General features: G+C 38.0%; 17 protein-coding genes and 2 tRNA genes. 2 read left to right on the top strand and 17 right to left on the bottom strand.

The annotated features are described in order from the left end of the window. Positions 1–59 precede the first annotated feature (59 nt). The 9 genes from fusA to rsgA form a co-directional block, all read right to left on the bottom strand. Positions 60–2,141 (bottom strand): elongation factor G, encoded by a 2,082-nt coding sequence (gene fusA / locus H7T98_RS00095; protein WP_002891917.1) that lies wholly within the window; start codon positions 2,139–2,141, stop codon positions 60–62. 211 nt (positions 2,142–2,352) lie between these two features. Next, the gene (gene rpsG / locus H7T98_RS00090) at positions 2,353–2,823 is read right to left on the bottom strand and encodes a 30S ribosomal protein S7 (protein ID WP_002884746.1); all 471 of its coding nucleotides are present in this window, start codon (positions 2,821–2,823) and stop codon (positions 2,353–2,355) included. 18 nt (positions 2,824–2,841) lie between these two features. Continuing rightward, complete coding sequence (gene rpsL / locus H7T98_RS00085; protein ID WP_002884809.1) at positions 2,842–3,255, bottom strand: 30S ribosomal protein S12; 414 nt, start codon at positions 3,253–3,255, stop codon at positions 2,842–2,844. A gap of 228 nt (positions 3,256–3,483) precedes the next feature. Then, entirely contained in the window at positions 3,484–4,299 is an 816-nt protein-coding gene (gene purR, locus H7T98_RS00080) for a pur operon repressor (protein ID WP_002891918.1), read from the bottom strand. Positions 4,300–4,392: 93 nt separating this feature from the next. Next, entirely contained in the window at positions 4,393–5,334 is a 942-nt protein-coding gene (locus tag H7T98_RS00075) for a 3'-5' exoribonuclease YhaM family protein (protein WP_175057809.1), read from the bottom strand. Beyond that, positions 5,324–6,598 carry a DNA recombination protein RmuC gene (rmuC, locus tag H7T98_RS00070; RefSeq protein WP_037598490.1) on the bottom strand — a complete coding sequence of 425 codons (1,275 nt, stop codon included), beginning with the start codon at positions 6,596–6,598 and terminating at the stop codon, positions 5,324–5,326. The genes H7T98_RS00075 and rmuC overlap by 11 nt, the downstream gene beginning before the upstream one ends. A gap of 1 nt (position 6,599) precedes the next feature. Further along, the gene (locus H7T98_RS00065) at positions 6,600–7,232 is read right to left on the bottom strand and encodes a thiamine diphosphokinase (RefSeq protein WP_201036119.1); all 633 of its coding nucleotides are present in this window, start codon (positions 7,230–7,232) and stop codon (positions 6,600–6,602) included. Then, on the bottom strand, positions 7,225–7,884 hold the full coding sequence (gene rpe / locus H7T98_RS00060; protein WP_002884311.1) for a ribulose-phosphate 3-epimerase: 660 nt from the start codon (positions 7,882–7,884) through the stop codon (positions 7,225–7,227). The genes H7T98_RS00065 and rpe overlap by 8 nt, the downstream gene beginning before the upstream one ends. 7 nt (positions 7,885–7,891) lie before the next feature. Next, positions 7,892–8,764 (bottom strand): ribosome small subunit-dependent GTPase A, encoded by an 873-nt coding sequence (rsgA, locus tag H7T98_RS00055; protein WP_201060963.1) that lies wholly within the window; start codon positions 8,762–8,764, stop codon positions 7,892–7,894. A 134-nt stretch (positions 8,765–8,898) separates the two neighbouring features. Between rsgA and H7T98_RS00050 the strand changes: the two genes are divergently transcribed. Next, positions 8,899–8,981: transfer RNA gene (locus H7T98_RS00050), tRNA-Leu, on the top strand. A gap of 39 nt (positions 8,982–9,020) precedes the next feature. On the opposite strand, the gene rsmA is transcribed toward H7T98_RS00050, so the two are convergent. The 5 genes from rsmA to trxA all read right to left on the bottom strand — a co-directional run bounded on the left by rsmA (position 9,021) and on the right by trxA (position 12,214). Continuing rightward, positions 9,021–9,893 carry a 16S rRNA (adenine(1518)-N(6)/adenine(1519)-N(6))-dimethyltransferase RsmA gene (gene rsmA, locus H7T98_RS00045; RefSeq protein ID WP_155213460.1) on the bottom strand — a complete coding sequence of 291 codons (873 nt, stop codon included), beginning with the start codon at positions 9,891–9,893 and terminating at the stop codon, positions 9,021–9,023. Between the two features lie 126 nt (positions 9,894–10,019). Further along, a complete protein-coding gene (rnmV, locus tag H7T98_RS00040; RefSeq protein ID WP_155213462.1) occupies positions 10,020–10,580 on the bottom strand; it encodes a ribonuclease M5 in 561 nt (186 codons plus the stop codon). Then, positions 10,573–11,349 carry a TatD family hydrolase gene (locus H7T98_RS00035; protein ID WP_155213464.1) on the bottom strand — a complete coding sequence of 259 codons (777 nt, stop codon included), beginning with the start codon at positions 11,347–11,349 and terminating at the stop codon, positions 10,573–10,575. The genes rnmV and H7T98_RS00035 overlap by 8 nt, the downstream gene beginning before the upstream one ends. Positions 11,350–11,402: 53 nt before the next feature. Continuing rightward, positions 11,403–11,834, bottom strand: coding sequence for a CoA-binding protein (locus tag H7T98_RS00030; RefSeq protein WP_201060961.1), 432 nt, complete (start codon positions 11,832–11,834; stop codon positions 11,403–11,405). A gap of 65 nt (positions 11,835–11,899) precedes the next feature. Then, a complete protein-coding gene (gene trxA / locus H7T98_RS00025) occupies positions 11,900–12,214 on the bottom strand; it encodes a thioredoxin (RefSeq protein ID WP_002884315.1) in 315 nt (104 codons plus the stop codon). A 194-nt stretch (positions 12,215–12,408) separates the two neighbouring features. Between trxA and H7T98_RS00020 the strand changes: the two genes are divergently transcribed. Further along, complete coding sequence (locus H7T98_RS00020; RefSeq protein WP_201060959.1) at positions 12,409–13,191, top strand: protein-ADP-ribose hydrolase; 783 nt, start codon at positions 12,409–12,411, stop codon at positions 13,189–13,191. A 31-nt stretch (positions 13,192–13,222) separates the two neighbouring features. Here H7T98_RS00020 and H7T98_RS00015 read toward each other — a convergent pair whose 3' ends face one another. The 3 genes from H7T98_RS00015 to H7T98_RS00005 all read right to left on the bottom strand — a co-directional run bounded on the left by H7T98_RS00015 (position 13,223) and on the right by H7T98_RS00005 (position 14,175). Further along, entirely contained in the window at positions 13,223–13,636 is a 414-nt protein-coding gene (locus H7T98_RS00015) for an acyl-CoA thioesterase (protein ID WP_201060957.1), read from the bottom strand. A gap of 17 nt (positions 13,637–13,653) precedes the next feature. Beyond that, on the bottom strand, positions 13,654–13,989 hold the full coding sequence (traF, locus tag H7T98_RS00010) for a conjugal transfer protein TraF (RefSeq protein ID WP_201060955.1): 336 nt from the start codon (positions 13,987–13,989) through the stop codon (positions 13,654–13,656). A gap of 112 nt (positions 13,990–14,101) precedes the next feature. Beyond that, positions 14,102–14,175, bottom strand: a tRNA-Asn gene (locus tag H7T98_RS00005). Positions 14,176–14,177: the final 2 nt, after the last annotated feature.

Below are 14,177 nucleotides of genomic sequence, written 5' to 3'. Positions count from 1 at the left end.
AAAATTGCAAACAGAAAAGGCACTTACTTTCATAAGTACCTTAACTTTATAAGTTCTAATTAAGCTTCACCAGAATTTTTCTTGATGATTTCTTCTTGAACTGATTTAGGAACATCTTCATAGTGGTCAAATACCATCATGAATGTACCACGTCCTTGTGTTGCAGAACGAAGTGTTGTTGCATAACCGAACATTTCAGCAAGTGGAACATATGCACGAACAATTTGGCTGTTACCATGTGCTTCCATACCATCAACACGTCCACGACGAGCTGTAACGTGACCCATAACATCACCAAGGTTTTCTTCAGGAACAGTGATTGTTACAAGCATCATTGGTTCAAGGATAGTTGGTTGTGCAGTCTTAGCAGCTTCTTTAAGTGCAAGAGACGCAGCGATCTTGAAGGCAGTTTCAGATGAATCGACATCGTGGTATGAACCATCGTAAAGTTTAGCTTTGATGTCAACCATTGGGTATCCAGCAAGGACACCGTTAGCCATAGATTCTTCCAATCCTTTTTCTACTGCAGGGATGAATTCACGTGGAACCACACCACCGACGATAGCATTTTCGAATTCGAAACCTTTACCTTCTTCATTTGGAGTAAATTCAATCCAAACATCACCAAACTGACCTTTACCACCAGATTGACGTTTGAAGAATCCACGTGCTTGTGTAGCTGCACGGAATGTTTCACGGTATGATACTTGTGGAGCACCTACGTTTGCTTCAACTTTGTGTTCACGTTTCAAACGGTCAACAAGGACATCAAGGTGAAGTTCACCCATACCAGAGATAACTGTTTCACCAGTTTCAGGGTTAGTTTCAACACGGAATGTTGGATCTTCTTCAGCAAGTTTTTGAAGACCAATACCCATCTTATCTTGGTCAGCTTTAGTCTTAGGCTCAACCATCAATTGGATAACTGGTTCTGGAACTTCGATTGACTCAAGAATAACTTTAGCTTTTTCATCAGTCAATGAGTCACCAGTTGTAGTATCTTTCAAACCGATAGCAGCAGCGATATCACCGGCGTATACTTGTTCAATTTCTTGACGGCTGTTAGCGTGCATTTGAAGGATACGTCCGATACGTTCACGTTTACCTTTAGATGTGTTCATTACGTATGAACCTGATTGAAGGATACCTGAGTAAACACGGATAAATGTCAAACGACCTACAAATGGGTCAGTCATGATCTTGAAGGCAAGAGCTGCAAATGGCTCATCATCAGATGCTGGACGAGTTTCTTCTTCGTCTGTATCTGGGTTGATACCTTTGATTGCAGGGATATCAAGTGGGCTTGGAAGGTAATCGATAACCGCATCAAGCATCAATTGAACACCTTTGTTCTTGAAGGCAGAACCACAAAGAACTGGGAAGAATTCAACATTGATTGTTGCACGACGGATAGCTGCTTTCAATTCCTCGTTAGTGATTTCTTCACCTTCAAGGTATTTCATCATCAAATCTTCGTCAGTTTCAGCAACTGCTTCGATCAATTTTTCACGGTATTCGTTTGCTTGATCAACGTAATCTGCTGGAATATCTTCTTCAAGAATATCTGTACCAAGGTCATTAGTATAGATTTCAGCTTTCATTTTAATCAAGTCAATGATACCACGGAAATCATCTTCAGCACCGATTGGCAATTGGATTGGGTGAGCGTTTGCTTGAAGACGATCGTGAAGTGTGCTTACTGAGTAAAGGAAGTCTGCACCGATTTTATCCATTTTGTTGGCAAATACGATACGTGGAACACCATACTCAGTTGCTTGACGCCAAACTGTTTCAGTTTGAGGTTCTACACCTGATTGTGAGTCAAGAACGGTTACGGCACCATCCAATACACGGAGTGAACGTTGTACTTCGATTGTGAAGTCCACGTGTCCTGGTGTATCGATGATGTTAACGCGGTGACCATCCCATTGTGCTGTTGTAGCGGCAGATGTGATGGTGATACCACGTTCTTGTTCTTGCTCCATCCAGTCCATTTGTGATGCACCTTCGTGAGTTTCACCGATTTTGTGGATTTTACCAGTGTAGTAAAGGATACGCTCTGTTGTAGTTGTTTTACCGGCATCGACGTGGGCCATGATACCGATATTACGAGTTTTTGCAAGTGAAAATTCGCGTGCCATTAGGTTTATTCTCCTATAAATATTTTAGTTTACTTATTTATTATAACATTATTGTCAAAAAACGGATAGGCAGGACCTACCCGTTTTTCACTAATATTTAACTGGTTTTCAAATGATAGGAATGATATTATTTGAATTCAAAGTCAGCCTATTACAAATCCATAATCTTATCTTATGAATATATGACTGTAATTCAGCTTGAAACTTATGATTACCAGCGGAAGTGTGCAAAGGCACGGTTTGCTTCAGCCATTTTGTGAGTATCTTCACGTTTCTTAACTGATGCACCAGTGTTGTTTGCAGCATCCATGATTTCTTTTGCAAGACGATCTTTCATAGTGTGTTCACCACGCGCACGTGATGCGTTAACCAACCAACGAAGACCAAGAGTTGTACGACGTTCTGGACGAACTTCAACTGGGACTTGGTAGTTTGAACCACCTACACGACGTGCACGTACTTCAAGTACAGGCATGATGTTGTCCATAGCTGTTTCAAATACTTCAAGAGCATCGTTTCCAGTTGCTTCTTTAATTTGCTCGAAAGCATCGTATACGATTGTTGCAGCAGTACCACGTTTACCGTCAAGCATTACACGGTTGATAAGACGTGTAACGATTTTTGAATTGTACAATGGATCTGCCAATACTTCGCGTTTAGGCGCTCTATTTTTACGACTCATTTTATCTTATCTCCCTTCTTATCCTTTAGGACGTTTAGCACCGTATTTAGAACGGCTTTGTTTACGATCAGCTACACCTGCAGTATCAAGTGCACCACGGACGATGTGGTAACGTACCCCTGGAAGGTCTTTTACACGTCCACCACGGATAAGAACAACGCTGTGTTCTTGGAGGTTGTGTCCGATACCTGGGATGTAAGCAGTAACTTCGATAAGGTTGCTCAAACGTACACGAGCGAATTTACGAAGGGCTGAGTTAGGTTTCTTAGGTGTCATTGTTCCAACACGTGTTGCAACACCACGTTTTTGTGGTGAAGATACGTTAGTTTGAACTTTTTTGTGGCTATTGTAACCAACGTTCAAAGCTGGTGATTTAGATTTAACAACTTTTGATTGACGTGGTTTACGAACCAATTGGTTAATTGTAGGCATCTACATTCTCCTGTGTTTTTTTATTTTTGGTTGATATGGCACTTGGTGACAGCCCATATCTGTGTGTACTTTTGCAACTTATGTCAGCACGTCTCTGTACACTTTTGAGAGACCAAAAGTAAAAAGTACCGTCTAGTATAATATCATTTTTCGATAGTTATTGTCAACAGTTTCTTGTTAAAAAGAAAAATTCCTAATCATCAAATTAGGAATAATATCGTAGATTAATTACTTGTCAAAAATATTACCGACTTCAACTTCTACCTTCTGTGCTTTTACATCAATGTCAGAAACAGTAAGTAATGATTTATATTCATGGATATCACGATCGCCCTTGGCATTTTCTGCGAATACAGCTACACCTACTAACTCACTATCAAATTCTGAAAGCAAGCTAATCATACCCGTAATGGTACCACCACCTTTAAGAAAATCGTCAACAATAAGGACGCGGCTATTGGGTTTCAAACTACGTTTTGAAAGGAACATCTTTTCAATACGGTCACTTGAACCACTAACGTAGTTTACCGATACAGTTGAACCTTCTGTAATTTTTAAGTCACGGCGAACAATAACAAACGGAATGTTCAAGACATCTGCTACTGCATTTGCTAAAGGAACTCCTTTAGTTGCTACAGTCATAACGGCATCAATTTTTTGTCCCTTAAAGGCACTAGCAATGATACGACCAACATTTTTCAAAATAGATGGTGTACTCAATAAATCAGATAAGTAGAGATAACCACCTGGTAAGATACGATCACTCTCTGAAAGACGTTTACAAAGATCTTCAACCAGACTTCTTGCATCTTCATCAGAAATGGTCGGTGTAAACATAACACCGCCAGATGCACCAGTTACTGTTTCGATTTCTCCTATTTGACTTTCCTCAAAAGCTTTTTTAATGATAGCAACATCTTCTGAGATTGAAGACTTAGCAGCTTCATATCGCTCTGCAAAAGTATTGAGACTTGTCAATTGATAGGGATTATTAATTAGGTAGTTTGAAATCACTACCATGCGTTCACTTCGTTTTAATTTCATATGTTACCTATATTTTCTGTACTTTTTAACTATTATACCATAATACAGCAAAAAACGAACATTTTCATATAAAATGCTCGCTTAATTTCGATTTTAATCAAATTTTGGCTTGTAGAAGGAACGATTATCCATAGCAAAGAGACGATTTGTCATTTCTCCTGGTCCTACTAGGTTAAGAGCTGTCGTCATCATCATCATACTGGCATCAAGATTATCAATCATATGAATAATTTCTGCTTCCATAATACGCGGGCGAACTGGGCTACCATACTCCAGTTGTCCGTGGTGGCTGAGAATAACATGACGCAAAACAACGACATCCTCACGCGTATCGTCAATATTAAGTTCCACAAGGACCTTGGTAATTTCTTCATCAATCAAGGCAATATGACCAATTAAGTTCCCACGAACCGTATACTCAGTGTTTTCAGGACCAGTAAGTTCAATAACCTTAGCTAAATCATGAAGCATAATCCCTGCAAAAAGTAGACTCTTATTGAGCTCTGGATAAATATCTCCAATGCTGTCCGCTAGGCGAACCATAGTAGCCGTATGATAGGCTAGTCCACTTTCAAAAGCATGGTGATTTGTTTTAGCAGCTGGAAAAGTGAAAAACTCTTTATTATACTTTCGATAAAGAGCACGAACAACACGCTGCCAAGTTGCTTCCTCAATCTTGAAAATCATTTGCTCTAGGTATTCGCGTACTTCAGTAGGATTTACCGGTGGTTTCTCTTTGAAATCAGCTGGATCATTTGGCTCACCAAATGTAGGCAAGCGTAAGGTTATTTGGTTTACCTGAGGAGTATTATTATAAACTTCTCGACGCCCCTCCATATGCACTACTTTACCTGCGGTAAATTCTTCGACATTATAAGGCTGAGCATCCCACATGTTTCCTGAAATCTCTCCAGTATCATCCTGAAAAGTAAAGGCAATATAATCCTTTCCTGCTCTTGTCTTACGTACCTCTGCACGCTTAATCAGATAAAAACCTTCAAAATACTCGTCTTTTTTCATTTGATTAATCTTCATGCTTGTCCTCGTTTTCTAATCGTGGTAAATCTAACAAACTTTGTGTCGCACTGTCTTGATAGGTTTCAATTGTATCAAGAGCTCTAACAATTGCCCTACTCCTTGTGTTGAGAAGACTATCGACTGTTTTACTTGCTGTATTCAATTGTCTCTGAGCTTTAGCTAACATATCTCCAAACTTGCTAAATTCTAGTTTGACATTGCCTAAAACCTTACTAATATCATCTGCATTCTTTTGAATATTCAAAGTTCTAAATCCTACGGACAATGAATTCAAGAGTGCTGATAAAGTTGACGGCCCTGCGATAACAATATTCTCCTCGCGACGAAGGGCGTCAAAGAAGGCTGGTTGGCGTACTACCTCAGCATAAAGTCCTTCCGTCGGCAAAAATAATATACCAAAATTTGTGGTTTCAGGTGGGTTAAGATACTTCTTGTTAATATCCTTGGCAAATCGCTTAATACTAGTCAAAAGAGACTTACGGTGATTCTCAATTTCCTCTTTATTACCAGACTCATAAGCATCTTCCAGACGATAGTAATCTTCCAAAGGAAACTTAGAATCAATGGGAAGGTAGATATATTCGTCTTTATGGTTTCCTGGCATTTTGATTGCATATTCAACTCGTTCACTTGAACCTGATACCGTAGGAAATTCTCGTTCGTACTGATTAACAGTCAATATGTCTTCAATAATTTGTCCTAATTGAAGCTCTCCCAGAATGCCTCGTGTTTTTGTATTTGAAAGGACCTTGTTAAGACTTCCGACATCCTTGGCTACATTTTTCATTTCCCCTAAGCCCTGGTTAACTGACTCTAACTGTCTTGAAACTGTCTCAAAAGAGGCTTGTAAACGTGTTTGTAGGGTTTGCTCAAGTTTCTCTTCAACTGTCTGACGCATTTGTTCCAAACGTTTCTCATTGGAATCCTGCATATCTTTAACAGCTTTGGTTAAGCTTTGGTTTATTTGCTCAAGACGTTGGTCAGAACGGTCTCGATTATCAGACAAATTTTGATGTAAAACTTCTCGGATATCTGTCAACTGTTGATATAGTTCCATCTGCAATTGGTTCAATTGCTTTGTCGTTTCCAGTTGGTTTGTCTTAGCAAAACTTTCCAATTGAAACGAAATTTGATCTGAAAGATTATCTGCATTTTCTTCCAAACCCTTATTAATCTGTTCTTTTAACTCCATATTTCTCAAGAAAAGAACAATAAGAATCCCAAAGCTTAATAAAGTTAAAAGTGTAAGTAGATAGATCATACTAACTCCTATCTTTAGTCTGGATGACAATCACATATCCATTTGGCACAAGCACTTGAATTGGACCATCAACGAACTCATTGCTAGAATAGATTTTCTTTTGGAAATAATTCATACTAGTTAATTCGTATTTTGCTCCCAAAATCGTCAGTTCTCCATCACCTTCATGTAAAAAAGAAACATATGTCATTCCGGGTTCTGGTAAAACTTTATGACTTCCTTCTGAATAATAAGTAATCTTATTTTGCTTATCTCGCAAACAGATATTCCTCATAAAAGGAACTAAATCAGGATCGCTGACCAAAAATAGATTTGATAACATATGATCAATTCTGCCACCAAAAGCACCGAAAATAGTTACTTCTGCCTCAGGATATAATTGAAATATAATTTTTAGGGCTAACTCTGTATCCGTGTCATCCTTTTCAGCTGGAGCAAGCCTACAATCTTTGGCAGCTGATTGAATCATCTCTAACTCTGACCGTGATACTGAATCAAAGTCTCCGACAGCCAAATCAAGAGGCAAACCTAACTCCAACAAACGTAAGCACGCGCGATCCACCCCAACAAAATAATCAAAATCGGTAGTGAACCACTCTAGCTCACCACCGACAAATAAAGCTATTTTAGGCATCGATAGCATCACGAAGCGTTTGAACTTGCGCTGTCAAATCAGGATTTTTGAAGAGGTAAGAGCCCGCTACAAAAACATTAGCCCCCGCCTTGGCACATGCTGCAATAGTGTTGTTATCTACACCACCATCAACTTCAATATCGAATGAATAGCCACCTTTTTCGCGAAGCTCCACAACACGCTCTACTTTAGACATCATTTCTGGAATGAACGCCTGACCACCAAAACCTGGATTTACAGTCATAATAAGTACTTGATCCACTAAATCAAGTACAGGAATAAGTGCCTCGACTGGGGTTCCAGGATTAATCACAACACCTGCTTTCATACCAGCAGCTTTGATTTTCTGGAGGGCACCATGGATATGTTTAGTGGCTTCAACATGAATAGTCATGATATCTGCACCAGCTTGTGCATAGGCATCCACATAACGTTCAGGATCAACAACCATAAGGTGGCAATCAAAAACCAACTTGCTATGTTTACGCATGCTAGCGACCACATCTGCTCCCCAACTGATATTAGGGACAAATTGACCATCCATAATATCAATGTGAACATATTCCGCACCTGATGCATCAATACGAGCTAGTTCTGAAGCAAAATTAGCATAGTCAGCAGCTAGGATAGACGGAGCAATTTTATAAGACATGAGAGACCTACTTTCTTTTTACAGTTTTTTTATATGTTTCACGACGGTTTTCAATTTCACTTAAAAATTGAAGGTAATTATCATAACGGACTTGCCATATTTGGCCATCTTCAACCTCATCCTTAACAGCACAAGAAGGCTCATGGGTATGAGTACAAGAACGGAATTTACAGCCATGACTAGCTTGACGGATTTCTGGAAAAGCTTCACTCAAGTCCTCGACATTATCCACTTCATAATCTAGCGAAGAGAATCCTGGTGTATCAGCAATCTTCCCTCCATGAACATCATAAAGACTTACAGCCCTTGTAGTATGACGCCCACGACCTAAACTGTCTGAAATCTCACCTGTTTCTAAATGTAACTGTGGGGCAATACGGTTCAACAAGGTTGATTTTCCAACACCTGTCTGTCCCATAAAGACTGTTATTTTATCAGTCAAGAGCGGCAATAGGTCTTCCAAACTGAAGACAAAATCAAAACCAATTTTTTGATACTGTTTTTGAATAACCTTCATTTCTGAATCATCTTCAACCAAATCCATCTTAGAAATATAGATTACAGGTTTTATATTTTTATGCTCTAGTAAAACCAAAAAACGGTCCAAAAGATTACTATTGAAGTCCGGTTCCTTAGCAGACATAATAACCACAGCCTGATCTATATTGACAATGGGTGGACGCACTAAGCTATTGATTCGTTGATCAATTTTAAGGATATAGCCTTCTGAATTTTCCTCTGCTGAAAATTCGACAAAATCCCCAACGTAAGGTGTTTGTCCTTTTTTTCTAAAATTTCCTCGCGCACGCGTCTGGTATACAACACCATCATGCTCTACATAATAGAAACCTGCCAGTGCTTTGATAATTCTTCCTTGCAAGTGAACTCCTCAATCGTTTAATAGCCCTATTATACCACAAAACAACACGCTTTTCTGATCCAAAACAAACCACATTTCCATTTCCTTAAGCTCCTTGCATTTTTAGTAATTTGCAGTATAATAATCCTATCACTGCGGAGGTGGTGGAATGGCAGACACGCATGCTTCAGGCGCATGTGCTTTTTCAAGCGTGAGGGTTCAAATCCCTTTCTCCGCATAGCTAAAAATCCCACTGAATTTCAGTGGGATTTTTGAATTATAGACCTGCTTCACTCAAAGCATCTGATAAGTGTGCAAAATCAGAAATAGATAGAGCCTCTCCACGAATAGAAGGTTTTATATCAGCAATTTCCAAAGCCTGCTCAAGTTTGCTTTTCACTTCTTCAGATTTACCAAAATGATTTGTTAAATTATTCCACAATGTCTTACGACGATGGACAAAGCTAGCCTTAGCCACTCGGAAAAGGAAATCCTCATCTTTAACTTCAACCAACGGTTGTTCACGGCGCGTCATCTTCAAAATTGCTGAGTCAACATTCGGGGCTGGTACAAAGACTGTACGAGGGACAACAAATGCCACTTTAGCAGTCATATAATACTGCACAGCAATTGATAGAGAACCATAAGCCTTGCTATTAGGCTCTGCAGAAATACGGTCAGCAACCTCTTTTTGCATCATAACAACAAATTCTGCAAAAGGAATCTTACTCTCAATCAAATGCATCAAAATTGGCGTCGTAATATAATATGGCAAATTGGCGACTACCTTAATTGGTAGTTCTGGATTTTTAAACTCTTTGACACGTGTCTGTAAATCCGCCTTGAGAACATCTTCATTAATTACGTTAACATTTTCATGATCACGTAATGTATCCTCTAAAATCGGAACCAAGCGATCATCAATTTCAAAAGCCATAACTTCCGCAGCATTTTCAGCTAAGAATTCTGTTAATGCTCCGATACCAGGTCCAATTTCGATTACATTGACATTTTTATCGATCTCTGCCGTATCAACAATTTTTTGTAAAATATTTGTATCTGTTAAGAAGTTCTGTCCAAAAGACTTCTTAAAGGTAAAGCCATGGCGTTCAAGGACAGCCTTGGTCACGCTATAATCTGCAATTCTCATTTATTCTCTTTTCTTATTATTTTCTCGATTTTTATATTTGGACACAAAACAGGTCCAAACCCTTAATTATCCCAACCTCAATAATAAGCTACTTAGTAGCGATTTGATGTTAAAATCACTGGTAATCTAGTAATTTGACATAGCCTCTTCTAGCTCCTCTAATGTGATTCCAAACAATTCCAAACGCTTTAAAAGCTGCTTTCCATTGCAATAACCAATACGAAGCACCTCGCCCAAATATTCTCGACGCTTTCGACTATCTGCTCCCATTAGTAGCCCTAACTTCATAAGATTTGATTTACTAATATCAAACTGATTATCATCATCGTAACTACCTAAAACTCCAGATAAGGCCTTTTGAAGATCCTCAAAACTCGCATGCTCAACACCCAATGAACGACCTTTAGTCTTAGATTTTGGTGTTGCTTCCCCACGGTTTAAAAAAGCATGTTTTGCTGTCGGAACAGCTTCCATAATGATTTTACGGATACGTTCACCATTATAGTCTGGATCAGTAAAAACAATCACTCCATGTAATTCATTAAGCTTATCGATACGCTCTAAGTCATCCTCATTAATAGCGGATCCTCTAGTCTCATAGGTATCCACCTCATAAAAACGTCTCAAATTTGCCGTATCATCCTTACCTTCTACGACGATGACTTCTTGAATCTTTATTTTATTCATCCAGACAAAAAATCCTCATCGCATTGTCATAAGTAGCCCTAGCCACTTCTTCACTCGTTAAACCACGAAGCTCAGCAATCTTGTCTACTACGTAACGTGTATAGCCTGTACGATTCTCACGACCACGTTTGGGAACAGGTGCCAAATACGGTGCATCCGTTTCAACAAGAATCTTATCTAAAGGTAACTTCTGAGCAGCTTCTTGGACATCCAAAGCCTTCTTAAAAGTTACAACACCTGAAAATGAAATCATCATTCCAAGATCAACAAATTTTTGAGCCATTTCTAGGGATCCTGAGTATGAGTGCATAATCCCCCCACGAGGACCAACACCAACTTCTTTAATAACAGCGTAAGTATCCTCAAGTGCATCACGTGTATGGACAACAAAAGGTAAATTGTGTTCCTTTGACAAAGCTATTTGACGCTTAAAGACATCAATCTGAGTTTCTTTAGGATCTTCCATCCAATAATAATCCAAACCGATTTCCCCAAGTGCCACTACTTTCGGATTATCCAATTGTGATACAATCATATCCTCAATTTCCTGAGAATAGGACCCCGCTTCCGTAGGATGCCATCCAATCGTACTATATAATTGATCATAACTCTCTGATAGTGCTAAAGATTTATTTATTGTTGGTTTATCAAAACCGACAATATTCATTTTAACAACACCTAGTTCAGCTGCAAAATCTATTTCTTCTTGTTCTTTTCCTGCAAAATTATCCACATTAAGATGGGTATGCGTATCAAAAATTTCAACCATAGTTCTATTATAACAAAAACGAGCGAGCATAGCTCACTCACCTTTTCATTTTATTAAACAAAGAGTCGCATATATTCTCTCTTTGTACAACGATTCATTACAATATCCTGTCTATTCGCTTGACGAAGAATAGTCTCAGCCTCCTCATTCTCAAGACCAATTTGACTCCAAAAAACTTTTGCATCCGTCTCAAGAAAATCATAAGCAACATCTGGTAAAAACTCACTTCGTCTAAATACATCAACAATATCAATCGAAAATGGGATATCTTTAAGATAAGCATAAACATGCTCTCCAAGAAGCTCCTGGCCTTCTAGTTGAGGATTTACTGGTATGATACGATAACCAGCAACTTGTAGAAAATGAGCAACCTGATAAGATGCTGCCTCCTTGCGATGAGATAGACCTACAATTGCAATCGTCTTTGCTGATTTTAAATAAGATTCTATAACCTCAGCACTAGGATTTTGAAATGAATAAGACATAAGACTCTCCTCGTCGTTCGAATAAATTAAAAATAAAAATCCCTAAACGGGACTGTGAAGATTAGTTAGCTAAGCTCTGCAACGATAGCTTTAATTTGTTCTTTTGTATGTACACCTGCAACTTGCTTAACAACCTCACCATCTTTTTTGAAGAGTAAAGTTGGAATAGACATGATTCCAAACTTCTGAGCTGTTTCTGGGTTCTCATCAACATCAATTTTAACAATCTTAAGTTCATCTTCTGAAATCTCTTCAGAAAGTTGCTCAAGAATTGGTGCTTGCATCAAGCAAGGCCCACACCATGTTGCCCAAAAATCAATCAAAACGAGTCCTTCAGCTGTTTCTTGTTCAAATGTAGCATCTGTTACTACTTGTGTCATATATTCATCCTCCTAGACATTATAAAACTTTTGTAGACCTATTCTATATGATTCTAAAGACCATTGCAAGAATTTGACACATACATAAAAAATTCTTATCAAATATTAGTCATTGCCTATCATAGACATCACTTGCTCACAGCCTATCTTGGGAGTATAATAATAAAAAACTATAAAAATAGAAATGAGTAAATATGGATAAAGATGCAATGATTACCTATCTCATAGGTGAACTCAAAAAAGAAAATCTAGAATTACATGATTTAATTATCCCAGAAGAACTCGAGGAAAAGCAAAAGCTTCTCAGAGCGCTCTTTAATACACGTAAACCAATGGCAGCATCAACACAATTCTTGACAATACAAGACCTTTACCTACAAGTTAGGAAAGGGGAACGTGGATTTGTACAACTCAGTTCACTCCAGCACATTCCACAAGATGATCGAATCTACCTCTGGAAAGGGGATATTACAAGACTCGAAGTAGATGCAATCGTAAATGCAGCTAATAAAACCTTACTTGGATGTATGAAACCACTTCATGATTGTGTAGATAACGCTATTCATACATACGCAGGTGTTCAGTTACGCCAAGCTTGTTTCGAACTCATCTTAGAACAAGGATATGAAGAACCCGTTGGCATGGCTAAAATCACCCCAGCTTACAATCTTCCTTCTGCCTTTGTCATTCATACAGTAGGTCCAAAAATAGTAGACCAACCGACACAAATTGATGAAGATCTTTTAGCAAAAAGTTATCTTTCAGTATTAGCACTAGCTGAGAAAAATAACATTGAATCAATTGCTATACCATGTCTATCAACTGGAGATTTCAATTTTCCAAAACAAGAAGCTGCCAAAATAGCCATTCAAACAGTCAAAACCTTTATTGACGAGTCAAGTATAATAAAAAAAGTAATATTTAACGTATTTGATGATGAAAATTTAGCTATTTATCAAAAACTCCTTGCCGAATAAAAGAAGAAAATCGATTTAATTTTCTTCTTTTTTATTTCATAACTGAATGCTCTTTTAAAAGATTAAAAAATGACGAATAATCTCTTTTAAGATTGACAAAACCACCGTCCTTAGACAAGAAACTATGTTCAGAAACAGCTGTACAAACAAGGATTCCGTTTTGATTTACCATATTGTATACAAAAGTAAGTTTGGCAGATTTAACTCTTTTAACATTAATCTCGATAGAAATTACATCTGCAAAAGTAGAAGTAGCTTTATAGTCACAGGAAATTGAAGTAACAGGAGAGATAATTCCCTCCTCTTCAATTTTTTCATAAGGCCAACCTATCTCTCTTAGAAAAAAAGTTCTCGCCTCTTCCATCCATCGAACATAATTAGAATGATGAGTAATACCCATTCGATCTGTTTCATAATACTGGACCTCGTGTTTACAAATAAACATAAGAACCTCCAAAAAGACTAAGAAATAAAATCTAAAATATCATCCTCAGAAAGAGAAGAGTCACATACAACCTTAGCAGCACCATTTTCTGAAACAAAGAGAGCAGGAACTGTAGCAATACCATATCTTTTACGTAAAGCTTGAATATCTTCTAATTCTTCACTATTTTCGCTATTAATATAGAAAATAGTAAGATTTGAATTACGTGCCACATTTGATAATTTAGGTTCAAAAAGTTGACAATATGGACAAGAAGGACGTCCAATAAATAAAATAAATTTATCAGCTGTATCAATATTCTCCTTGGCCGAAGAAACAGAAATAGTTGTAAAAGCAGATGCAAAATTTGACATAGAATACCTCTCAATTTAAAATATAGTATAATCATATCTGAAATTTAAACTTTTAACAAGTAAATAACTTAACAAAAAAAAGCTAGACCTACGTCTAGCAATGGGAATTATACTCCGCCAGTAGGACTCGAACCTACGACATCATGATTAACAGTCATGCGCTACTACCAACTGAGCTATGGCGGATA

The organism is Streptococcus sp. 23.2 (assembly GCF_016648665.1).
GTDB classification, from domain to species: Bacteria; Bacillota; Bacilli; order Lactobacillales; family Streptococcaceae; genus Streptococcus; species Streptococcus salivarius_E.
The sequence above is the reverse complement of the archived record's forward strand: the minus strand, read 5'-3'. Positions and strand labels throughout refer to the sequence as shown.

Bases quoted from the DNA above. Each gene is read 5' to 3' on its own strand.
- H7T98_RS00015 (WP_201060957.1), bottom strand. From the start codon at position 13,636: ATGTTTATTTGTAAACACGAGGTCCAGTATTATGAAACAGATCGAATG.
- rpsL (WP_002884809.1), bottom strand. From the start codon at position 3,255: ATGCCTACAATTAACCAATTGGTTCGTAAACCACGTCAATCAAAAGTT.
- H7T98_RS00075 (WP_175057809.1), bottom strand. From the start codon at position 5,334: ATGAAGATTAATCAAATGAAAAAAGACGAGTATTTTGAAGGTTTTTAT.
- H7T98_RS00030 (WP_201060961.1), bottom strand. From the start codon at position 11,834: ATGTCTTATTCATTTCAAAATCCTAGTGCTGAGGTTATAGAATCTTAT.
- rpsG (WP_002884746.1), bottom strand. From the start codon at position 2,823: ATGAGTCGTAAAAATAGAGCGCCTAAACGCGAAGTATTGGCAGATCCA.
- H7T98_RS00020 (WP_201060959.1), top strand. From the start codon at position 12,409: ATGGATAAAGATGCAATGATTACCTATCTCATAGGTGAACTCAAAAAA.
- fusA (WP_002891917.1), bottom strand. From the start codon at position 2,141: ATGGCACGCGAATTTTCACTTGCAAAAACTCGTAATATCGGTATCATG.
- purR (WP_002891918.1), bottom strand. From the start codon at position 4,299: ATGAAATTAAAACGAAGTGAACGCATGGTAGTGATTTCAAACTACCTA.
- rpe (WP_002884311.1), bottom strand. From the start codon at position 7,884: ATGTCTTATAAAATTGCTCCGTCTATCCTAGCTGCTGACTATGCTAAT.
- rmuC (WP_037598490.1), bottom strand. From the start codon at position 6,598: ATGATCTATCTACTTACACTTTTAACTTTATTAAGCTTTGGGATTCTT.
- traF (WP_201060955.1), bottom strand. From the start codon at position 13,989: ATGTCAAATTTTGCATCTGCTTTTACAACTATTTCTGTTTCTTCGGCC.
- H7T98_RS00035 (WP_155213464.1), bottom strand. From the start codon at position 11,349: ATGGTTGAAATTTTTGATACGCATACCCATCTTAATGTGGATAATTTT.
- trxA (WP_002884315.1), bottom strand. From the start codon at position 12,214: ATGACACAAGTAGTAACAGATGCTACATTTGAACAAGAAACAGCTGAA.
- rsmA (WP_155213460.1), bottom strand. From the start codon at position 9,893: ATGAGAATTGCAGATTATAGCGTGACCAAGGCTGTCCTTGAACGCCAT.
- H7T98_RS00065 (WP_201036119.1), bottom strand. From the start codon at position 7,232: ATGCCTAAAATAGCTTTATTTGTCGGTGGTGAGCTAGAGTGGTTCACT.
- rnmV (WP_155213462.1), bottom strand. From the start codon at position 10,580: ATGAATAAAATAAAGATTCAAGAAGTCATCGTCGTAGAAGGTAAGGAT.